General features: G+C 54.7%; 21 protein-coding genes and 1 tRNA gene. 10 read left to right on the top strand and 12 right to left on the bottom strand.

All coding sequences use genetic code 11. The features are described 5' to 3' along the window. The first annotated feature begins 22 nt into the window (after positions 1 to 22). Positions 23 to 1,009, top strand: a complete 987-nt coding sequence (locus AB8516_RS15920; protein WP_369158528.1) for an IS110 family transposase — start codon at positions 23 to 25, stop codon at positions 1,007 to 1,009. Between the two features lie 86 nt (positions 1,010 to 1,095). Here AB8516_RS15920 and AB8516_RS15925 read toward each other — a convergent pair whose 3' ends face one another. Next, on the bottom strand, positions 1,096 to 1,743 hold the full coding sequence (locus AB8516_RS15925; protein WP_069121322.1) for a response regulator transcription factor: 648 nt from the start codon (positions 1,741 to 1,743) through the stop codon (positions 1,096 to 1,098). A gap of 15 nt (positions 1,744 to 1,758) precedes the next feature. Continuing rightward, entirely contained in the window at positions 1,759 to 3,087 is a 1,329-nt protein-coding gene (locus AB8516_RS15930) for an ATP-binding protein (protein WP_369162113.1), read from the bottom strand. 108 nt (positions 3,088 to 3,195) lie between these two features. Here AB8516_RS15930 and AB8516_RS15935 point away from each other — a divergent pair, with 108 nt between their 5' ends. Both AB8516_RS15935 and AB8516_RS15940 read left to right on the top strand, forming a co-directional pair. After that, the gene (locus tag AB8516_RS15935) at positions 3,196 to 5,259 is read left to right on the top strand and encodes a TonB-dependent receptor family protein (protein ID WP_369162115.1); all 2,064 of its coding nucleotides are present in this window, start codon (positions 3,196 to 3,198) and stop codon (positions 5,257 to 5,259) included. Between the two features lie 104 nt (positions 5,260 to 5,363). Then, positions 5,364 to 5,726 carry a hypothetical protein gene (locus tag AB8516_RS15940; protein ID WP_108290152.1) on the top strand — a complete coding sequence of 121 codons (363 nt, stop codon included), beginning with the start codon at positions 5,364 to 5,366 and terminating at the stop codon, positions 5,724 to 5,726. 56 nt (positions 5,727 to 5,782) lie between these two features. Here AB8516_RS15940 and AB8516_RS15945 read toward each other — a convergent pair whose 3' ends face one another. From AB8516_RS15945 to AB8516_RS15960, 4 genes are all read right to left on the bottom strand, one after another. Further along, a complete protein-coding gene (locus tag AB8516_RS15945; RefSeq protein WP_108290150.1) occupies positions 5,783 to 6,427 on the bottom strand; it encodes a response regulator transcription factor in 645 nt (214 codons plus the stop codon). After that, positions 6,424 to 7,764, bottom strand: coding sequence for an ATP-binding protein (locus AB8516_RS15950; RefSeq protein ID WP_369162118.1), 1,341 nt, complete (start codon positions 7,762 to 7,764; stop codon positions 6,424 to 6,426). The genes AB8516_RS15945 and AB8516_RS15950 overlap by 4 nt, the downstream gene beginning before the upstream one ends. A gap of 238 nt (positions 7,765 to 8,002) precedes the next feature. After that, complete coding sequence (locus AB8516_RS15955; protein WP_369162120.1) at positions 8,003 to 8,962, bottom strand: 2-hydroxyacid dehydrogenase; 960 nt, start codon at positions 8,960 to 8,962, stop codon at positions 8,003 to 8,005. 116 nt (positions 8,963 to 9,078) lie between these two features. Next, positions 9,079 to 9,155 (bottom strand) — tRNA-Arg (locus AB8516_RS15960). 187 nt (positions 9,156 to 9,342) lie between these two features. On the opposite strand from AB8516_RS15960, the gene AB8516_RS15965 reads away from it, so the two are divergent. Continuing rightward, positions 9,343 to 9,852, top strand: a complete 510-nt coding sequence (locus AB8516_RS15965) for a c-type cytochrome (RefSeq protein ID WP_369162122.1) — start codon at positions 9,343 to 9,345, stop codon at positions 9,850 to 9,852. 199 nt (positions 9,853 to 10,051) lie between these two features. On the opposite strand, the gene rep is transcribed toward AB8516_RS15965, so the two are convergent. Continuing rightward, on the bottom strand, positions 10,052 to 12,055 hold the full coding sequence (gene rep, locus AB8516_RS15970) for a DNA helicase Rep (protein WP_369162124.1): 2,004 nt from the start codon (positions 12,053 to 12,055) through the stop codon (positions 10,052 to 10,054). Positions 12,056 to 12,206: 151 nt separating this feature from the next. Between rep and AB8516_RS15975 the strand changes: the two genes are divergently transcribed. From AB8516_RS15975 to AB8516_RS15990, 4 genes are all read left to right on the top strand, one after another. Then, positions 12,207 to 12,929, top strand: a complete 723-nt coding sequence (locus tag AB8516_RS15975; RefSeq protein WP_069121485.1) for a TIGR00730 family Rossman fold protein — start codon at positions 12,207 to 12,209, stop codon at positions 12,927 to 12,929. A 90-nt stretch (positions 12,930 to 13,019) separates the two neighbouring features. Next, entirely contained in the window at positions 13,020 to 13,367 is a 348-nt protein-coding gene (locus AB8516_RS15980) for a DUF2782 domain-containing protein (protein WP_369162127.1), read from the top strand. A 16-nt stretch (positions 13,368 to 13,383) separates the two neighbouring features. Further along, complete coding sequence (locus AB8516_RS15985) at positions 13,384 to 13,932, top strand: TRAP transporter small permease subunit (protein WP_108290142.1); 549 nt, start codon at positions 13,384 to 13,386, stop codon at positions 13,930 to 13,932. After that, positions 13,925 to 15,304, top strand: a complete 1,380-nt coding sequence (locus tag AB8516_RS15990) for a TRAP transporter large permease subunit (RefSeq protein WP_369162129.1) — start codon at positions 13,925 to 13,927, stop codon at positions 15,302 to 15,304. The genes AB8516_RS15985 and AB8516_RS15990 overlap by 8 nt, the downstream gene beginning before the upstream one ends. A gap of 127 nt (positions 15,305 to 15,431) precedes the next feature. Here the strand turns inward: AB8516_RS15990 and lysM are convergent, their stop codons facing one another. The 5 genes from lysM to AB8516_RS16015 all read right to left on the bottom strand — a co-directional run bounded on the left by lysM (position 15,432) and on the right by AB8516_RS16015 (position 19,651). After that, a complete protein-coding gene (gene lysM / locus AB8516_RS15995; protein ID WP_369162131.1) occupies positions 15,432 to 15,863 on the bottom strand; it encodes a peptidoglycan-binding protein LysM in 432 nt (143 codons plus the stop codon). A gap of 75 nt (positions 15,864 to 15,938) precedes the next feature. After that, positions 15,939 to 16,142 carry a dodecin family protein gene (locus AB8516_RS16000; protein ID WP_069121311.1) on the bottom strand — a complete coding sequence of 68 codons (204 nt, stop codon included), beginning with the start codon at positions 16,140 to 16,142 and terminating at the stop codon, positions 15,939 to 15,941. A gap of 329 nt (positions 16,143 to 16,471) precedes the next feature. Next, positions 16,472 to 17,080: an RdgB/HAM1 family non-canonical purine NTP pyrophosphatase gene (rdgB, locus tag AB8516_RS16005; protein ID WP_369162134.1), complete on the bottom strand. Its 609-nt coding sequence runs from the start codon at positions 17,078 to 17,080 to the stop codon at positions 16,472 to 16,474. Positions 17,081 to 17,176: 96 nt separating this feature from the next. Next, complete coding sequence (gene rph, locus AB8516_RS16010; RefSeq protein ID WP_369162136.1) at positions 17,177 to 17,893, bottom strand: ribonuclease PH; 717 nt, start codon at positions 17,891 to 17,893, stop codon at positions 17,177 to 17,179. 273 nt (positions 17,894 to 18,166) lie between these two features. Continuing rightward, positions 18,167 to 19,651, bottom strand: a complete 1,485-nt coding sequence (locus tag AB8516_RS16015) for a helicase HerA-like domain-containing protein (protein ID WP_369163309.1) — start codon at positions 19,649 to 19,651, stop codon at positions 18,167 to 18,169. A 278-nt stretch (positions 19,652 to 19,929) separates the two neighbouring features. On the opposite strand from AB8516_RS16015, the gene AB8516_RS16020 reads away from it, so the two are divergent. Both AB8516_RS16020 and AB8516_RS16025 read left to right on the top strand, forming a co-directional pair. Next, the gene (locus AB8516_RS16020; protein ID WP_369162138.1) at positions 19,930 to 20,850 is read left to right on the top strand and encodes a neutral zinc metallopeptidase; all 921 of its coding nucleotides are present in this window, start codon (positions 19,930 to 19,932) and stop codon (positions 20,848 to 20,850) included. A gap of 111 nt (positions 20,851 to 20,961) precedes the next feature. Next, the gene (locus AB8516_RS16025) at positions 20,962 to 21,246 is read left to right on the top strand and encodes a GlsB/YeaQ/YmgE family stress response membrane protein (RefSeq protein WP_369162140.1); all 285 of its coding nucleotides are present in this window, start codon (positions 20,962 to 20,964) and stop codon (positions 21,244 to 21,246) included. Positions 21,247 to 21,272 lie beyond the last annotated feature (26 nt).

Here is a 21,272-nt window from a genome sequence, read left to right on the forward strand (position 1 = left end):
ATGAACAAGGTGAGTGAAGAGAATGAAAGCGATAATTGGCATTGATGTGAGTAAAAATAAGCTGGATTGTCTGTGGTTACGCAGTATCGAACCACGCAAGGTCAAGTCGAAGGTCTTTCCTAATACACCAGCCGGCCATGACCACCTACTCGATTGGTCACAAAAACAGACTGGTCAGCCACTGAGTGGGTTACGCTTTGTCATGGAGGCGACTGGCATCTACCACGAGCGTCTAGCCTACGGTCTGCATGAGCAAGGTGGTGAAGTCGCGGTGCTTAACCCGGCCCAGGTGAGAGATTACGCCAAGGGTATCGCGGTGCACACCAAGACCGACAGAAAGGACTCGCTGGTGTTAGCCTTGTATGGCGCCAAAGAACCCCTGCATCTGTGGAGACCGGAACCGGCAGAGATACGTAAACTCAAAGAGTTACTGTCACGGCTGGAGGCATTGCAAGGCGATATCCAGCGTGAACGCAACCGCCTGGAGAAGGCTTTGTCAGGGATCAGTCATCCAGAGGTTGGGCACTCCATCTCGACCGTGCTCAAAGGCCTGGAGCAAGAACAAAAGCGTCTGGAAGCGATGATCGATGAGCATATCGACACCCACCCCCAGCTGAAAAACGACCAGCAGCTGCTAGAAAGTATCCCAGGCATTGGCCGGACCCTCAGTCGAATCATGATGAGTGTCTACCGTGCCCGGGATTTTGAGCATGCTAGTCAAATGGCCGCCTATCTGGGAGTGGTGCCCATCGAGCATCAATCCGGATCCAGCATCAACAAGCGACCACGACTGTCGAAAGCAGGCAGCGCGAGGATCAGGGCCAAACTCTACATGCCTGCTATCGTGGCCAGTCTACACAACCCGACGGCCAAGGCCTTATACGAGCGGTTGCTCGCGAGAGGAAAATGCAAAATGTCCGCATTAGGAGCCGTTATGCGCAAATTAGTACATCTGTGCTTTGGGGTACTCAAGCACCAGCAAGTTTACTCCCCACAAGCCGCTTTATAGCTACTTGTGGGAGTAAGGGAGAGATGGTATCTACACGTAAAAGTAAGATTTGCGTTTATTAGCGTTCATTTGCGGACCAACCAAAACTATTCGCTGACCGGGTCGATGATCCCATGTCGAATGGCAAGGTGTACCAGTTCTGTGGAGGTCTTTACATTGAGTTTGAGCTTGATCTGGGTGGTGTAGTTGGCCACGGTCTTATAACTCAGCGCCAGTTCGCTGGCGGTCTCTGACGGTGTCTTACCATGGGCCAGGAGGTTGAAAATCTGGAATTCACGGGTGGTCAGGCAATCGAATATCTCACCACCTCCGCCAGCCCGGCGCAGGGCCAGATTCTGTGCCAGTTCATGATCGATGAAGGCCTGGCCCGAGGCCACCGCGCGGATTGCATCGACCATGATCTCGGCGGCGCTGTTCTTGGTGATATAACCCCGCGCACCGGCGGCCAGCGCCTTTTCCACGAAGGCTGTGTCGTCGTGCATGCTGAATACCAGTATGGCCGCTTCGCTGTCACGGGCGATGATACGGCGGGTCGCTTCAAGACCGCCGATGCCGGGTAGCGATAGATCCATCACCACCACATTCGGAAGTAGCTCGGCGAAACGCTGACAGGCTTCTTCACCCCGCTCCGCTTCGGCGACGACCTTGATGTCGGGTATGCCGTCGAGCAGGGTGCGGTAGCCTGCCCGCACCACAGCGTGGTCGTCGACCAACAGTACCCGGATTGGATTCATCTGCAATTGCCTCTGTCAGCCGGTCTTCTGGGTGAAGGGTAGATGGATATCAATTGATACACCCTGATCAGGTTCACTGGCAAGGGAGATTTTCCCATTCAGTGCCTCGACCCGCTCACGCATACCCAGCAATCCCATGCCCTTGTGTTTGCTGCTTTGGTCGAAGCCATGTCCATCGTCCCGTATATACAAAGCAATCAAATCTTCTGCATTCCGTTCGAGTCGAATCTCGATCTTTTCCGCGGCGGCATGCTTGGCCACATTGGTCAGTGCCTCCTGCACGATGCGATAAAGGGTGATCGCCGTATCCTCGTCTACCCCATCGAAGTTGTCGCTGATTGTGAGGGCGCAGAAACACTCCTCCTGGCGGTCGTTCCAGCCGTCCACCAACCGCTCGATTGCCGTTACCATCCCCAGCTCCTCCAGAGCTACCGGTCGCAGGCGGTTCATCATGTCCCGTACCACGCTATACATATGGTTGCAGACACCAATGATGGCATTGGCACTCTCCGGTTTTCCGTCGGCTTGCAGCTTGAGGGTCACCGCCATCGCTTTGATGGCGCTGATGGATTGTCCCAGTTCGTCATGCAATTCCCGCGACAGGTGGCGACGCTCCGACTCCTGTACCGACAGCAGCCGCTTGTTCAGCTGTCGGTTTTCTCTCTGCTGTTCATCAAGCACCTGCGCCATGTGGTTGAACTGCTGAGACAGGCGATTGAGTTCTGGCAGGTTGAAATGGGGCAGACGGGCGGCATAGTCCCCCGACTGAATGATTCCAAGGCCGGTGCTGATCTCGTTTACCGGCTGCAGCGAGCGGCGGATGATGATGGCCATCAGAATGATGCAGAGAATGGTGAAGGAGACGATGAGCAGAACGATCGAACGCGCTTCCCGCCATGCATCTTGGATCTCATCGGTGGGATCGGCCAGGATAACGATCTCGCTGGTACCGATCAGAGGGCTGGCGATACGCTTGCGATACTCCGCCGGCGGCGGTTTAACCAGATCGATGAACCATCTGGGCACACTCAGTTGGCGTGCCTGTTGGCGTTCGCTGAATGGATAGATGATCGTGCCGTCACCACGAACCACTGCGATGTTGAGGTGGCGGATATCGTTCAGCCGCTGAAGATGGCTGATCAGGATCTGCTGCTCCGCCGGTTGGTTCTCGGCAGTGCCGCTGATCAGGGCTGCGCTCATCAGTTGCATGGTCAGGCGGGCACTCGACTTGATCTCGTCTGAAATATTGTCGCGCGTGGCGTCAATCGCATAGTAGGCGCCACTGGCGAGCATACTCATGACGATTACGATCACCAGCAATATCAGGCGATGTGTCAGGGTCATGGGAACCCCCGGTCGGTAGTTGTCGGGAAAATATCCCTTGGCACCACTAAGACAACTGGATTATTTATAAGGATATACAAGCCGTCCATTCTATCGGAGTCAAACACGATGCCTGATGTTCGTCAAACTCTACTACCCGCCGTATTAATATTCATTGCCTTCCGATTCAGCGTCGCCATTGCCGATGAAGCCGGTAGAGCGACCGCCCTGGACGATATCTCGGTCACCGCCACGCGGGTCGAAAAATCACTGGAGACCGTGCCCGCCGCTGTCGGCATCGTGCAGCAGGAGGAGATCCAGTTTGCCGAGCCGCAGCTGGGTCTGGACGAATCCCTTGCCAAGGTACCGGGTATCTTCATGCAGAACCGCTATAATTTCGCCCAGGATCTGCGTGTCTCCATCCGCGGCTTTGGCGCCCGCTCCGCCTTCGGTATCCGCGGCATCAAGGTATTGGTGGACGGTATCCCCGAAACCCTGCCGGACGGCCAGGCCAATGTGGATAGTATCGATATCGGCTCAATCGGTAACATGCAGGTGATCCGCGGGCCCGTCTCCGCCCTCTATGGCAACGCTTCGGGAGGTGCGTTGCTGATCGAGTCCGAGCAGCCGCCCGATACCCCCTTCATCTCCTTTCGCCCAACCTTTGGCGAAGATGGATTTCAGAAGCACCAACTCAAGTTTGGCGGCAAGCATGAACGCTTCGACTATCTGCTCAACATCTCCGATCTGAGTTATGACGGCTATCGGGAACACAGCGCCACAGAGCTCAGCGCCCTCAACAGTAAATTCGGCTTCGATTTCGCCGGCGGCGGCCGCCTCACCACCGTACTCAACTACACCGACTCGCCCCAGGCCGACGATCCCGGCGGCCTGACAGAGGCCCTGGTCGACGAGGATCCGACCCAGGCATGGACCCGCAACCTCAGCCTCGATTCCGGCGAGAAGCTGGAGCAGACAAGGCTCGGTTTTGTCTACGACAGGCCGCTGGGTGAGCGTGGTGAGCTGCGCGTGCGCAACTACTATGTCTCCCGTGACCTTGCCAACCGTCTGCCTATCGGGGCGACCGGTCATGGCATTCTGTTGGATCGTTTTGCGTTTGGCGGTGGAGCACAGTATACCCATACCGCTCCCTTCTCGGGACACGCCAACCGGCTTACGTTGGGAGTCGATCTTGATCGTCAGGAGGATGAGCGCAAGCGATTTCTGCTGGCGGGCGACAGCCTGGGCACGAAGATTCAGGACCAGGACGAACAGGTCGACAGTATCGGCGTCTACATACAGAACGAATACAGCATCAGCGAACAGATGGAGCTCACATTGGGTGGGCGTTACGACCGTCTTGACTTCGATGTGGATGACAACTTTCTCAGTAATGGCGACGACTCCGGCGATCGCAGCTTCCGTAAGTTCAGCCCGACCCTGGGACTGCGCTACACACCCAGGCCCGGACTCAATCTATATGCCAATATTTCCCGCTCCTTCGAATCGCCCACGGCTGTCGAGCTGCGTGACCCCGACGGTGCCGGCTTCAACCAGGAGCTCGATCCACAGGTTGCCACCAGTTATGAAATCGGCGTCAAGGGCGTGCTGGGGGGCGAGGTCCGTTATGACCTGGCTCTGTTCACTATGGATGTCACAGACGAGTTGGTTCCTTTTGAGATTGATGATACCGAATTCTATGAGAACGCGGGTGAATCGAGACGCAACGGATTGGAGGCTCAGTTGGTGTTTGAACCGATTAAATATCTGATCGCTACCCTGGCCTATACCTATTCTGACTTTGAGTTTGATGAGTTCATCGATGACAACGGCAACGATTTCAGCGGCAATGTCATTCCCGGTGTTCCCGAAAATCTACTCAGCGCCGATTTCACCTATACCCATCCCAACGGTATATACAGCCAGTTTACCGCCCTCTATGTGGATGAGATCTACGCCAATAACGCGAATACGGTCACCAATGATTCCTATACCGTGGCCGACCTGCGTCTCGGCTATAGCAAATTTATCGGTCCCTGGGAAATTTCACCCTTCGTCGGTGTGAATAATATGTTCGATAAGCAATACAACGGGAATGTGCGCATCAACGCTTTTGGCGGACGCTATTTCGAACCGGCGCCTGACCGGGATGTCTATGCCGGCTTGACCCTGCGTTACGACTTTGAAGGATAAGTCACCTAGGGTGCGGCTTGCCGCACCGAATTGATGAGACATTGCGGATAATTAGGGCCTGTTAACAGGCATAAGCAGACGACAACCATCTAAGGAGAACAACCATGGCACTGAGCGACCCCTGCTGTACCTTGGTCCCGTACTTCAAGATCCACGAAGGAAAACTTGATGAGTTTCGTGACCTTGGTGAGCAGTTTGTGGAGAAAACCGGGACAGAGCCCAGATGTATGCACTACGGTTTCAGTTTCAATGGCATGCAGGCGCACTGCCGCGAAGGCTATATCGATGCGGAGGGGATACTTGCACATCTCGATAACGTGAGCGCACTGCTGGATCAGGCCTTGAAGATCGCTGATATCACCCGGTTGGAGATTCATGCGCCTGCCTCCGAGATCGAAAAACTGCGCGAACCCCTGAGTGCATTGAATCCGGATTTCTTTACGATGGAAATCGGTTTTCGACGTTAATGCCTCTGGGCCTGATAACAGGCCCTGACTTATGCCGCATGAATTGGAAGTGATATCTACGCTTTCGGTATGACTCCATATCTAATTGCGAGTCGAACAAGTTCGACAGGGGAGTTAATGCCGAGCTTTTGTTTGATGCTCGTTTGATAATTGGCGACGGTCTTGTGTCCAATATCCAGGTGGCTGGCTATCTCCTCAACAGTGTTGCCTTTTGCCAACAGACGGAACACTTCAAATTCCCTTGTTGTCAGTCTTCGCGTGGGATCATGATCGCCGGTCTCACTATGCAGGGCTACTTTCTGAGCCATATCCGTGCTCAAAAAACTTTTCCCAATACTCGCTTGCCGCACGGCATTTATCAGATCGTTTGTAGACCCTGATTTTGCGACATATCCCATGGCGCCGGCTGCCATTGACTGGATTGCGTAGGTGATGTTTTCATGCATGCTGTACATGATAATCTTCGCATCGGGCCAACGTCCTATAATTCGTCTCAAAGCCTCGAGACCTCCCATGCCGGGCATCGACACATCCATAACCAATACATCAGGCATGGATTCACTGTATAATCGGTAGGCTTGCTCACCATTCTCAGCTTTACCTATCACGACCATGTCGCTGTTTTGTTCCAGTAGTCTGGTCAGCCCGGACCTGACAACGACGTGATCGTCCGCCAGCAGGACGTTGATGGTCTGACTCACATGACTTCTCCTTGCTTAGGGATGCTTACCCGGATGATCACGCCCTCTCCAGGTCTGCTATTGATATCGATCAGACCATTCACACTGCTGACCCGTTGCTGCATCCCTGACAGGCCGAAACCGGGTCTCTGCTCCGACATGTCAAAACCCTCTCCGTTATCTGCCACCTCAAGTTCATAGGTTGTCGTGCATTCCTCCAATTCAATCCTGATTTCAGTGGCCTTTGAGTGACGACTGATATTTGTCAGGCATTCCTGCAGAATACGGTACAGGGTCAACTGCATGGTTTCGTCAAGTGCGGAAAACTGTCCCTGTATATGATATGTGAGATCTGTCTGTGAATGCCGTTCTTGCCAGGAATTGATGAGCTCTTGCAGCGCTTCAATGAAGCTTAACTCATCAAGACCACCGGGTCTCAGGCGCTTTAACATGCTTCTCAGAATCACGATCATTTGGCACGCAACCTCATCGATTGCCTGGGCGCTTTTTATACTGGATGATAGATCCTTGGATTGCTGTATCACTGATGCGTCAACATGTATCGCTGTCAAATGCTGACCTATCTCATCGTGTAGCTCTTGCGCAAGACTTTTTCGCTCTGCCTCTTGCAGGGATATGATCTGCTGGGTCAGGCGATGGTTATCCCGGATGCTGCTTTGCAATGTCGATGCCATCGTATTGAACTTGTGGCTGATACCCGCCATTTCAGGAAGCTTGAAGATTGGGAGACGCGTTCCAAGCTGCCCTGACTCAATGTCGGACAAAGCCTTTGTGATATGTGAAATCGGTCTCAGTGCATGTGATACAACAATATAAACCATTATGTTTACAGCCAGGAATACCAGAGAAATCATCGTCAGCAACATTTTGGTTTCTTCCCACGCCTCCGCAATTTCGCTGTTCGGCTCCGGACTGATGACAAGCTCCCCCTGTTTGGCCGTATTGACATAGACGGGCAGTCGTTTCTTGGTTATGTCCCGCAACGCTGTCTGCATCAGTTGTTTGAACCAATCAGGAGTGGAGTCGCTGTTTTCCGGGGATGTTATGTCGTTACTTTCAACCAGATTATTCTGAAGGTCGTAAAAAGCGATCTGAAGATGACGAACATTTACCAACCGATCCAACTTGAATGGGGCAGGCTGTTGCTGTCTGAGCTCCTCGGTCTGATAAACATGCCGTAGCTCTGCCGCCAGCATATGCGCGGCAAACACCATCGCTGACGCCAATTCGGCACGGACGTTTTCCCGTGCGTTATTGATCGCCTGTATGGCGCTGATAACAAGGATGATCAACAGTACCAGTGTCACGATAAGATTGAGTCTGAATCGAAGGTTCACACATTCTCACCTAAATAAATAACAGGTCGGCTTATTCTAATATTGTGTATGCCAAAGTTTAGATAGGAAAAACTTCATATCTGGACCAAGTATAAGCCTATTGACAACATCACAATGCTGGATGATGCAGAGATGGCTGAATGTAGGCGGATCCCGGGCTGGGCAGGTTATGCATGGTTATATTCAAAACGATTGATCTTGATCCGGCATATCTCCATACAGCTTCAAGATGATTGCGCTATACGACGCGATTGCGAATCTTACCGGCTAGAAAGGCCTGGATATTGACAGTCACGTCATCGACCAGCCGCTGCCTTGCTTCACGGCTGGCCCAGGCGATATGGGGTGTGACAATCAGATTGGGGACCTCAGGGTCGAGCAACGGATTGCCGTCTACCGGCGGTTCCGCGACAAGCACGTCTATTCCGGCCCCGCCAAGCTTGCCGTTAACCAATGCTTCCGCCAGTGCTGATTCATCCACGATGCCACCGCGGGCGGTATTGATCAACAGGGCATGAGGCTGCATCAAGGCCAGTTCGCGGGTGCCGATCAGGTTGCGGGTGTTCGGTGTCAAGGGGACATGCAGTGAAAGCACGTCCACCTGGGGCAACAGCTCATCCAAAGGTACGCGTTCGGGGCTTGGTCCGCTGCCAGGCCGCTGGGCCACCAACACGTTCATACCGAATGCCTTGGCCAACCGGCCCACCCCACGGCCAAGTTCGCCGTAGCCCAGGATGCCCATGCATTTACCCGATAACTCCCAGATGGGGTAGTCAAGGAAACAGAAATGGTTTGCTCGCTGCCAGTCGCCTCTTGTGACCGCTTTCTGATAATTCTGTTGTTGAGTAGCGAGAGAGAGAATCAGTGAAAATACGTGTTGTACCACCGAGGGGGTGGCGTAGCCGGTAACGTTTGTTACAGCGATGCCGAGTTCGGCGGCCGCTTCAAGGTCCACATTGTTGCTTCCGGTCGCAGCGATACAGATCAGCTTGAGATTTCGGCAGGCGATTAACTGGGAATGATCGAGCACCACCTTGTTGCTGATCACCAGTTCGGCATCGATGATCCGTTCCATTGTCTGTCGGGATGCAGTAGCCCGATGCCAGCCCCAATGGCGGGCCATGGCTTTGAGTGGCGACCAGACGATGTCACTAGGGTCGACGGAGCCCACATCAAGAAATACACCCTTATCAAACAAATCCGCCTCCAATATGGGTTCTATCGGGTATTCCTGAACGTGTAACGCTCAATGCGGTTTTTGCGCGATTCCGCTGATTTTCCGGCTGTCGGGGAATATCCGTCCCTTGATGGAAATGGCGCGCCCGACAGGATTTGAACCTGTGACCCCCGCCTTCGGAGGGCGGTACTCTATCCAGCTGAGCTACGGGCGCTGAATAGGAAGCGTAGTGTAACGACAGGCGCTGGCGGCGTCCAACCCATAATCGACCGCCCCGAATCAGAAGGATGACAGCCCGGGATAGAGTCGGTTCGAACTTTTTGCCGCCTGTGGGTATAATTGTCGGGTTTTGCGAACAGCCCAGGCCACTGGCCTCAAGAGTAACAACGGAGGAAGAGCCCGTGAAGATTAAAGCCGTATCCCTGTCTGTCCTCATCGCCCTGGCGGGACTAACCAGTCAACTGATGGCCGAGGAGCGGGCGGATGTGCTCGAAAGAATTGCCCCTATCGGTAAGGTGAGCGTGGCGGGCGAGGCCAAACCCGCCGCCGCGCCGGCAACCCAGACCGCTGCCGCTGAAGCGCCTGCTGCAGAGGCCCCGGCAACCGAGGATGCCCCCGCTGCTGAAGCCGCAACAGCCGCAGAAGCCGCGCCTGCCGCGGGTGGCGATGCGCTGGCCCTGGCCACCCAGTCCGGCTGCATGGCCTGTCACCAGGTCGCAACCAAAGTGGTCGGTCCCGCCTACACAGAGGTCGCCGCCAAGTACAAAGGTGACGCTGGCGCCCTGGATATGCTGGTGGCCAAGGTGAAAAGCGGTGGTGTGGGAGCCTGGGGCCAGGTACCGATGCCGCCCAATGCCCATGTCTCCGATGACAATATCCGCACTATCGTCAGCTGGGTGCTCACCCACTAAGGCAGTTTACAGTCCGCAAATGAACGCAAATGTTCTCAATGTGCCTATCGTGCGGTGTATCTCACGCTTGCCGGGGCATATTGTCATGATTAATTGATGGGCAAGCCGCACCCTACGCGGCTGCGTGGCAATAAAATATCATTTGCGTTAATTCGCGTTCATTTGCGGACGCTTATCAAAAACGGCCTCATACAGCCTGTTATGAAAGCAGGGATTTCAGGTTGGCCAGATGGGCCGATCCCCGTTGCTGCTTCTCCTCCTGGCTGAGCTGGCTGTTGCGGCCCTCCCAGCTGAGGTCCTCTTCGGGTAGTTCCTGCAGGAAGCGGCTCGGCTCGCAGGGGATCATCTCGCCGAAGCGCTTGCGTTTGGCGGCATAAGTGAGGGTCAGGCTGCGTCGTGCGCGGGTGATGCCCACATAGGCCAGGCGGCGCTCCTCCTCGATGTTCTCTTCCTCGATACTGCTGCGATGGGGCAGTAGCTCCTCTTCCATACCGACCAGGAAGACGTGGGGAAACTCAAGTCCCTTGGCGGCATGCAGGGTCATCAGGTGGACCTGGTCCTGCTGCTCCTCCTCATTCTGCCGCTCCAACAGGTCCATCAGGGTCAGGTGATTGACCATCTCCTCCAGGCTCTTCTCCTGCAGCTCACCGTTGTAGAGGGCTTTGATCCACTCCAACAGATCGTTGACGTTTTCCATGCGCCTGTCCGCCACGCTGTCGCTGCTGGCGTTGGCCCTGATCCAATCTTCGTAATCGATCTCCCGCACCAGACCGCGGACCGCCTCCACCGGGCTGTTCTCAGCCTCACTTGCGCGTGCCTCTATCAGCCGGTTAAATTGTTGTAAGCGATCATAAGCGCGCTGATTCAACACCCTCTGCAGTCCCAACTCGCGGCAGGCCGGTAGCAGGCCTGTTTCCCGTTGACGGGCATAGGCGCTGAGTTTTTCAAGGGTATTGGGACCTATCTCCCGGCGCGGCGTGTTGATGATCCGCAGAAAGGCGCTGTCGTCGTCGGGATTTGCCAGCAGTCTGAGGTAGGCCATGACATCTTTCACCTCGGTGCGTGCGAAGAACGAGGTGCCGCCGCTGAGAAAATAGGGGATATTATGACTGCGCAGCGCCTGTTCGAACTGCCTCGCCTGGTGATTGCCGCGATAGAGGATTGCGAAATCACTGTTGGCGGCCTTTGCCGTGAACTTCAGATGGATGATCTCCGAGACTACCTTCTCCGCCTCCTGCGCCTCGTTGCGGCATTCGAGCACACGTAATTCCGGGCCTGGGCCGAGATCGCTCCAGAGCCGCTTGTCGAACACATGGGGATTGTTGCTGATCAGGTGGTTTGCCGAACGCAGGATCCGTCCGCTGGAGCGGTAGTTCTGCTCAAGTTTTATCAATTTCAATTGCCTGAAATCGGACTGCAGCTTTGCCAGGTTTTCCGGGCGGGCACCACGCCAGGCATAGATAGACTGGTCATCGTCACCGACAACGGTGAACGCGGCACGCACACCGACCAGTAGCTTGACCAGTTCATACTGGGCCTGGTTGGTGTCCTGATACTCGTCAACCAACAGATAGCGGATCCGGTTCTGCCAGGTTTCGAGGGCATCCGGATGTTGCCGAAAAAGGCTCACGGGCAGCAGGATCAGGTCATCGAAATCGACGGCATTGAAGGCCTTCAGGTTTCGCTGATAGGCGGCATAGAGATGCGCCTTCCTGGCCTGCAAATCGTCCTCTGCGCCACTCAGTGCCTGTTCAGGGGTTATCAGGTCGTTTTTCCAGCCCGAGATGGCCCACTGGATTGCATTGAGCTCAGACTCATCTCCCAGGTTTCCTTTACGCAACAGCTCTTTGAGCAGGGTGTCGCTGTCCTGTTGGTCGAAGATGGAGAAGCCGGCCTTGTAATCCATTCGCTTCAACTCCCGGCGTATGATATTGAGGCCCAGGGTGTGAAAGGTGGAGATGGCCGGGCCCGCGCCGTTTTCGAGGCCTATCATGCCAGCCACGCGCTGCTTCATCTCCCTTGCCGCCTTGTTGGTGAAGGTGACCGCCGTGATAGATCTTGGATCGATTGCACAACGTTTTATCAGATGGGCGATCTTGGCGGTGATCACCCGCGTCTTGCCGCTGCCCGCTCCGGCGAGCACCAACAGTGGGCCATCGATATAGTTGACCGCTGCTTGTTGACGCGGATTGAGATCAGACATGGGTTGCAGTCTTGTAGGTAGTCCAGGTTAGAGGGATTGAAATCGAAAGGCGGAAGGTTACGCAGTGACGGGGTCCATTTCAACAGGATGTCTTGCTTGCTATGATGCGTATTTCATGTCGCTGTATAAAACGAGAACGAGTGAACATCTGATGGCGATGACAAGAGACCGGCGCCGTACCCCCAGGGGAGGCAATGAACGTCAGCTGACCCGAGAGTCCTGGCGGGTATTCCAGATAATGGCGGAGTTCGTCGAAGGCTTTGAGCAGCTGGCTCAGATAAGTCCTTCAGTCAGTTTTTTCGGCTCCGCACGCACCCCGCGTGATCATCACCATTATGCCCTGGCGGAAGAGATTGCACGACTGTTGTCCGACAGTGGATTCTCCGTGGTCAGCGGTGGCGGCCCCGGGATCATGGAAGCGGCGAATAAGGGGGCCTTCGAGGGGAAATCCACCAGCATCGGCCTGAATATCCAACTCCCCATGGAGCAGGCCGGGAACCCCTATCAGGATATTGCTCTCAACTTCCGCCACTTTTTTGCCCGCAAGGTGATGTTTGTGAAACATGCATCGGCCTATGTGGTACTCCCGGGCGGTTTCGGCACACTGGATGAGATGGCGGAGATACTGACGCTGGTTCAGACCGGCAAGACCCGTAAGATTCCGATCATCCTGGTTGACGGGGCGTTCTGGCAGGGATTGCTCGATTGGTTCCGCGATACTCTGTGTACGGCAGGCACCATCAGCCCCGAGGATCTCGATCTGGTGCAGGTCTGCAATCAACCTAAAGAGGTGGTGGACGCAATTTTCGCCCATTACGAGACACGCCGTTTTGAACCCTCTCCCGCGGAGCAGGAGATTCTGCTCGAACTCTAACCTCGGTGGCTGATAGACTCTGCATAGAGGATATCCGGTGTTACCGGGAATAGCCGGCTAGAAGTTGATGCACCTCCCAGGAGGGAGAAGATGTCTAATCATAGTTATGCGATCATTCCGGCGTTGCTCAGTCTGGTGCTGAGTTCCGCCGGATTAACAGCAGCGGAGGATCAGGGCGCACCTGAACCTCCACAGGTGCCCCTGCCCGAACTGGTCGTCGACGGTGAGGTGATCGAACCCGAAGTGACGATTATCAAGCGGGAGGAGGGGACTATCTATGAATACCGGATCAATGGCCAGCTCTATATGGTAAAGGTCCAGCCTGACGCCGGCCCACCCTACTATATGGTCGATCGGGATGGAGATGGTGAATTCGATTCCCGTTCCACCGACCCCACCAATATTTCTGTACCGCAATGGATATTGATGCGTTGGTAACGGTTCGAAACACTTCATGAAAGGCGTTATATCGCTACTCGAACGGATTGCCTCGCTCTTCGAACTCATCAATGAATGGTTGGGACGTGCCGTATCCTGGCTGAGCCTGTTCATGGTGCTGGTCACCTTTGCCGTAGTCGTGTTGCGTTACGTCTTCGACCTGGGCTGGATCTGGCTGCAGGAGTCGGTCACTTTCATGCATGGGGCGCTGTTTCTGGTGGGTGCCGCCTATACCCTGAAACATGAAGGGCATGTCCGGGTCGATATCTTCTTCCAGCGTTTCTCACCGCAGAGACAGGCATGGATCGATATGCTCGGCAGCCTCTTGCTTTTAATGCCGGTGTGTCTGTTTATCTTCCTGATCAGTTGGGATTATGTGGTTCAGTCCTGGTCGCTGCGAGAGGGTTCCAGGGAGGCCGGTGGCCTGGATGGGGTGTATCTGTTCAAGAGCCTGATTCTGATGATGGCGGGTTTGTTGCTGATTCAAGGAATCAGTACGGTCATCCGCAGCCTGTCACGCCTGATGGGCAGGGTTGACGAGGTGGAGGCGGGAAGCGATGGCTGAGTATCTGCCGTTGATACTGTTTCTGGTGGTCTGTCTGGTGTTGCTGCTGGGCTATCCGGTTGCCTTTTCCCTCGGCGGCACCGCATTGGCATTCGCCTGGTTCGGCAGCCTGAACGGCTATTTCGACGATGCCTTCCTGCAGGCCCTGCCCAATCGCTTGTACGGCATCATGACCAACGAAACATTAATCGCGGTGCCGCTGTTCGTTTTCATGGGGGTCATGCTCGAGCGTTCCCGGGTGGCGGAAAATCTGCTCGATACCATGGCCGCCCTGTTCGGTCCACTGCGGGGTGGGCTCGGTATATCGGTAACCCTGGTCGGTATGTTGCTGGCGGCAAGTACCGGCATTGTAGGTGCTACGGTGGTCACGATGGGTTTGCTGTCGCTGCCGACCATGCTGAGACGCAACTACCATCCGGCGATTTCAAGTGGTGTTATCTGTGCCGCCGGTACCCTCGGCCAGATCATTCCGCCTTCCATTATTCTGGTCTTGCTGGGCGATGTGCTCTCCGCCGCCTACCAGCAGGCGCAACTGAACATGGGGATCTTTTCCCCGGATACGGTCTCCGTTGGCGATCTGTTCGTTGGTGCGATGATCCCGGGCCTGCTGTTGGTGATGCTCTACCTTATCTACCTGGTCATCGTCGCCTTCGTCAAACCGGATTCGGTGCCTGCCATTCCCCGTGCCGAGCGGGAACAGGAACAGCAACTCCTGATGCGGGTGTTCAAGGTGCTGATGCCGCCCCTGCTACTGATCGTCGCTGTGCTCGGTTCCATACTCGGCGGCCTGGCTACACCCACCGAGGCGGCCTCCGTCGGTGCCATAGGTGCCATATTACTGGCGATCGGCCAGCGCCAGTTTACTTTGAAGACTCTGAAGGATGTGATGAGCGGCACCACCAAGGTCACCAGCATGGTGTTCATGATTTTCATTGGCGCCTCCCTCTTTTCTCTGGTTTTTCGTGGATTCGGCGGTGACGAACTGGTGACTGAACTGCTGACCGATCTGCCGGGCGGTGTGATCGGCGCCATGGTGGTCGTGATGCTGGTGATGTTCCTGCTCGGTTTCATCCTCGACTTCATCGAAATCACCTTCGTCGTGGTACCGATCGTCGGTCCGATCCTCCTCTCCATGGGGCTCGATCCGGTCTGGTTGGGTGTGATGATCGCCTTGAATCTGCAAACCTCCTTTCTGACACCGCCATTCGGTTTCGCACTCTTCTATCTTCGTGGTGTCGCCCCGAGAGAGGTGACCACAGGCGCCATCTACCGTGGCGTGGCGCCGTTCATAGTGATTCAGCTGGTTATGCTGGGGCTGTTGGCCTACTGGCCGCAACTGGCAACCTGGCTGCCGGCCATTGTTTACGGTTAGGGCTGATTGGGATGGGTGTTAACGGGCCCTGAAAAGATTGGGATCAGGGGTGTTGATATGTATCGGCGATCCCCGGCAGACCGGGGATTCAACCAATATGTTGATACCGCTTGATCGACGCTTTGAATCAATCCAATGGTATACGGATCTTCTGGCCGGGGTAGATCAGGTTGGGATCTTTGATGACCTCGCGATTTGCTTCGAAGATTTTCGGGTAATCGGACGCCTTGCCGAGAAAGCGTCTGGCGATTGCTGAAAGCGTATCGCCGCTCTCAATCGTATAGTACTCTACCTTGGCCTGTTGTTGTGGTGCGGTGACAGCATCGGCGGTGACTTCACTGACACCCTGAACATTGCCGGCGATCAGGACCGTCTTTTCCAGGGCTTCGGCACTTTCCGCGTTGCCTGACAATACCACCTTGCCATCATCAAAACTGACATCCAGGTCCTTGATGCCCGGATTGTCCGATTCGATCTGCTGCTTTATCTTTTCAGCAGGATCGTCATCCTTGCCAAACAGTTTTTTTCCCAAATTTGCGGCGAAATCAAACAGCCCCATTGTCTACTCTCCTATCGTATGTTAACTAAATTCATTTCGGTGTAATCCTCCCTGGAAATCCGGCCGGATAGCGGGTCAGTCTTTCAATACGAAAGTGACCTTCAATGTAACGCGGTACTCGGTGACCTTGCCGTTACTGACGGATACCTGTTGATCCTTGACCCAGGCCCCCTTGATGTTTTTCAGCGTCTTGTTGGCGCGTTTGATGCCTTTGGTGACGGCATCATCAAAACCCTTATTGGATGAAGCGATGATTTCAGTAACTTTTGCGACTGACATGTGATATCTCCTTTATGGGATTTATTATGCGATCTGTGATTCGTCAACCTGTCGGTACGGTGGAAAATGATCTGATGCAAGCTGGACAGATCGATGTGCCGACAATTCAAGCTTAGGCAACCTTAAGATTCTATATCACGTCCTCTTTGTTGGGTTGTAGCGATCGCAGAATTCTTTTTTTCGCGCGCTGCGAAACCCTGGTCCGCGGGTTCTCGCAGAGGCTGCAGATCAGCCTGTAGCATAGGATAGTGGGGCGCTTCCCAACAGGAGAAGCCAGGAAAAGACACAAAAATTTTCAAACAATCGGCAGCGTATATGTGCCGCAGTGGTTAGCCGCTCAACGCGTGCAGCAGTTTTTTGAGAGCCTGTCCCCGGTGGCTCAGGCTGTTTTTCACTTCCGGTGCGAGTTCTGCAGAACTGCAGTCATGGGTGGGGACATAAAAGATCGGATCATAACCAAACCCGTTTTCTCCCCGCGGTTGGAGCAGTATGCGCCCTTCCCATGTGCCCTGGCAGATGATCGGTGTCGGATCCTCGGCGTGTCGCATATAGACCAGCAGGCATTGGAATCTGGCACTGCGCTGCTCCTCGGGTATATCTTTGAGATGATCCAGCAGTTTCTGCAGATTTGCCTCGTCTGTCGAGCCGGGGCCGGCGAAACGGGCGGAATAGATTCCGGGTGCGCCATTCAGGGCATCCACTTCGATACCTGAGTCATCGGCTATGGCGGGTAACCCGCTCAGGCTTGCTGCATGACGTGCCTTTTTGATGGCGTTCTCAACAAAGCTGAGTCCATCTTCGATCGCATCCGGAATATTAAACTCCTTTTGTGCGACTACCGTGATCTGCTCACTCGCAAGCAGTTGGTTGATTTCGCGAACCTTGCCTGCATTGTTGCTGGCCAGAACAATTTTCTCGCCTGTATGTTGTCCACTCATTCCTGTCTACCTGTTCCCATTGTTGGAGAAATATCCTTAAAATCCGGCTATCCCTTTTTATGCATTGATTTCCATAAGCTTGTGTTCTGACCCTGTTCAGTCGTTGAGAACCTGTTTCTGAATCTGGATTATCTGCGCTATGCCTTGCTGGGCCAGGTCCAGCATGGCATTCAACTCATCACGGCTGTAAGCCACACCCTCAGCTGTGCCTTGGACCTCGATGAATCCACCCTGGTCATTCATCACAACATTCATATCAGTCTCGGCATTCGAGTCCTCGGCATAGTCAAGGTCGAGCACCGGTTCGCCATTGTAGACACCCACTGAGACGGAGGCGACCATGTCCAGCATGGGATCATCATCCAGCAGCCCGAGACTGCGTGTGTGATTGATGGCGTCGACCAGCGCGACACAAGCACCGGTAATGGATGCGGTTCGGGTCCCGCCATCGGCCTGGATTACATCGCAATCAAGGGTAATGGTTCTTTCGCCCAAACGCTTGAGGTCCACTGCGGCACGCAGCGAGCGGCCGATCAGACGCTGTATCTCGAGGGTGCGTCCCCCCTGCTTTCCACGGGCCGCTTCTCGTCCCATGCGATCGGTGGTTGACCTGGGCAGCATGCCATATTCAGCGGTAATCCAGCCTTGGCCAGTACCCTTGAGAAACCGCGGTATCTGTTCTTCGACGCTGGCGGTGCAGATTACCTGGGTGTCGCCGAAGCTGACCAAGACCGATCCCTCGGCATGTTTTGTATATTGACGCGCAATGGTGATCGGTCGCAGTTCGTCAGCTTGGCGTGCGGATGGTCTCATCAGAGAATCGACTCCATTGTTACTATCGGGTTCCGGCCTGACTCGATCAAACCGCTGTGAATATCGGGGGCGACATTATCGGTGAAAGCGGCAGTGTTGTCAGCCTTTCAGAAAAATTGTCACAATTCGGCGAGTGCCACTACCAGCGTAGAGTGCGGCTTGCCGCGCCATAACCCTGCATCAGCGTGGCACTGGTATGTCTAGAGGATCAGTGGTGCGGCAAGCCGCACCCTACATTTTTTTTACGCTAGATCATTTTAGTGATGGTGATGTTCAGCCACGGCCACCGATGATTGATCCCAGGATGCCACGAACGATCTGTCGTCCCAGTTTCGATCCAATGGCGCGCGCCACCGACTTGGCGAAGGCCTCGCCGACACTCTGCCGCCGGGAACCACCGCTGCTTCTGCCGGCCTTTTTCCGAGCCTTCTCTTCGGCTTCTCTCTTCGTCTGCTCCTGCCGTCGCTTGATCAACTCCTCTTCTCGTTTCTTCAGCATTTCATAGGCTGATTCCCTGTCGATCTCCGCACTATAGGTGGTGTTGAAGGGTGAACGCTTGATGATCTTTTCTCGCTCAGTCTCACCGATCGGTCCGAATTGAGAGCGGGGAGGGGACATCAGTGTCCGTTCCACTACACTGGGTACGCCTTTTTTGTCCAGGGTGGAGATCAGGGCTTCGCCCACCCCCAGATTGCTGATCACTTCCACGGTGTCGAAGGCCGGGTTTTCACGGAAGGTTTCAGCGGCAGCCTTGACGGCCTTTTTGTCCCGCGGGGTAAAGGCCCGCAAGGCGTGCTGGATGCGATTGCCCAATTGACCTATCACCTCATCCGGCACGTCGTTGGGGTATTGGGTTATAAAGAATACCCCCACACCTTTGGATCGTATCAGCCTGACAACCTGGGTGATTTTTTCCAGCAGTGCCTTGGGTGCACTGCTGAACAGCAGATGCGCCTCATCGAAAAAGAAGACCAACTCCGGCAGATCGGCGTCACCCCTTTCCGGCAGCTCCTCCATCAGTTCGGAGAGAAGCCACAACAGGAAGGTGGCATAGATGCGCGGTGAGTGGTACAGGGTGGTGGCATCGAGAATGCTGACCACACCCCTACCCGAAAAGTCAGTCTGCATAAGGTGCTCAATCTGAATCGCGGGTTCGCCGAAAAAGACCTCGCCGCCGGCCTCTTCCAGGACCAGTAACCTGCGCAGAATGGCGGTGACACTCTGCTTGGAGACACGGCCGTATTCCCGTTCCAGTGTCTTGCTGTTGTCCGCAACCCAATTCAGCATCGATCTCAGGTCTTTCAGGTCAAGCAGCAACAACCCCTCGTCGTCAGCCAGACTGAAAGCGATCTGCAACACACCCTCCTGGGTCTCATTCAACTCCAGCAGGTTCGCCAGCAGGGTCGGCCCCATCTCGGAAACCGTGGTACGCACTGAGTGTCCCTGTTTCCCGTAGACGTCCCAGAAGAGTACCGGGCAGGGCTCGAATTGATGGCCCTCGATTTTGATATATTCCAATCTCTCCGTGATTTTGGGGTGTGTTTTGCCGCTACCCGCGAGGCCCGATAGATCACCCTTGACGTCGGCGGTAAATACCGGCACACCCAGGCGTGAAAAGGACTCCGCCAGTACCTGCAGGGTGACTGTCTTGCCGGTGCCGGTGGCTCCCGTGATAAGACCGTGTCGATTCGCCATGCCTGCATTGAGCAGGATCTGCTGAGTGCCATTGCCGCCAAGCAGGATCTTGTTGTCTGTCATCATCATTTTTCCCGGGTCGCGAGTTGACAAATATTTAACATTCTCGACTGTTATGCATCACTTTTTCGGTTAGACTCAGCCAACGATAGGTCATAAGTCCATATCCCGGTCACACTATTTAACATGCCTGTCGGGATTTGGCGAATCGACGAGTCTGTAATGTTCACGGATAATGTTTTCGTCAGGGATTGTACCGAACTGACCCTGGGTTGAGGCCTTAGCAGTCTGGGGTTGGCTCTGGAGCGAACGGGTCCTACTCACGATTGGGGAGTTGACAGATGCGTTGGAGAGGTCAGCGAAAAAGCGACAATATCGAGGATCGCAGAGGTATGCGTGCGCCATCCCCGATGGGCGGGTTTGGTGGCGGTGGCGGTCTGCTCAATCTGCTGCCCGCGGTGTTCAAACTGCTTGGATTCAAGGGTGGTATGGTCGCGGTTCTGGCAATTGGCGCTTATGCCTTGATGAGCGGCAATCTTGGATCCATCCTGGGAGGGGGTGGGGGACAGGAGAATCTCTCCACCCATGAGGCCGGTCCGGTCAAACAAAGCGCGGAAGAGAAGAATCTGGTCGATTTCGTCTCGGTGGTATTGGCCGATACCGAGGATACCTGGCATAAGCTTTTCAGTCAGTTGGGCAGCAAGTATGAGGAACCGAATCTGGTTCTGTTTCGAGGTGCCACCAAGACAGCCTGCGGCTTCGGTCAGGCGGCAATGGGGCCGTTCTACTGCCCCGGCGACCACAAGGTCTACATCGATCTCTCTTTCTACAGTGATTTGAAAAATCGCTTCAAAGCGCCCGGTGACTTCGCCCAGGCCTATGTGATCGCCCACGAAGTCGGGCATCATGTGCAGACCCTGCTGGGGATTTCGCAAAAGGTACAAAAGGCGAAACGATCACTGAGCGAGGTGGAGGGGAATAAGCTCTCTGTCCGCCAGGAGCTGCAGGCAGACTGTTTTGCGGGTATCTGGGCCTATAATGCTGACCGTTCACGCCAATTACTGGAATCGGGGGATATCGAGGAGGGATTGAATGCGGCGAGCGCTATCGGTGACGATCGCTTGCAGAAACAGTCGCAGGGCTATGTCAGCCCGGACTCTTTCACCCATGGTAGTTCTGCGCAGCGGGTCAAATGGTTCAAGATCGGTTTTCAGGGTGGCGATTTAAAACAGTGTGATACCTTTTCCGCGAAATCACTGTAGTTAAATCTGATGCGGTATCCCATGTGCAATCATTGGTGGGTGTTGTCAGCCAAACAAGGTTATGCATGAAGGAACCCGTGACGAGAATAAGTTGATAGGAGAGGATTAGTTATGGGTATAATTTCCTGGATAGTGCTTGGACTGATCGCAGGTGCGTTGGCTAAGTGGTTGATGCCCGGTAAGGATGGTGGCGGTCTGATAATAACCACATTGTTGGGGATAGCTGGCGCTATGGTGGGCGGTTATGTCGGTTCATTCATCGGACTGGGCAGTACCGCCGGACTGAGTATCCCCAGTATTCTTACTGCCACCGCGGGTGCGTTTCTTATACTCTTCGCTTACCGGCTGGTCAAACAGCCCGATAAGGGGAATGACACTGGCGGTGCTCCCGACTAGGGTCTGTTAACACGCATCCAATTGGC

Source organism: Candidatus Thiodiazotropha sp. LNASS1 (genome assembly GCF_964212655.1).
Classification (GTDB): Bacteria; Pseudomonadota; Gammaproteobacteria; order Chromatiales; family Chromatiaceae; genus Thiodiazotropha.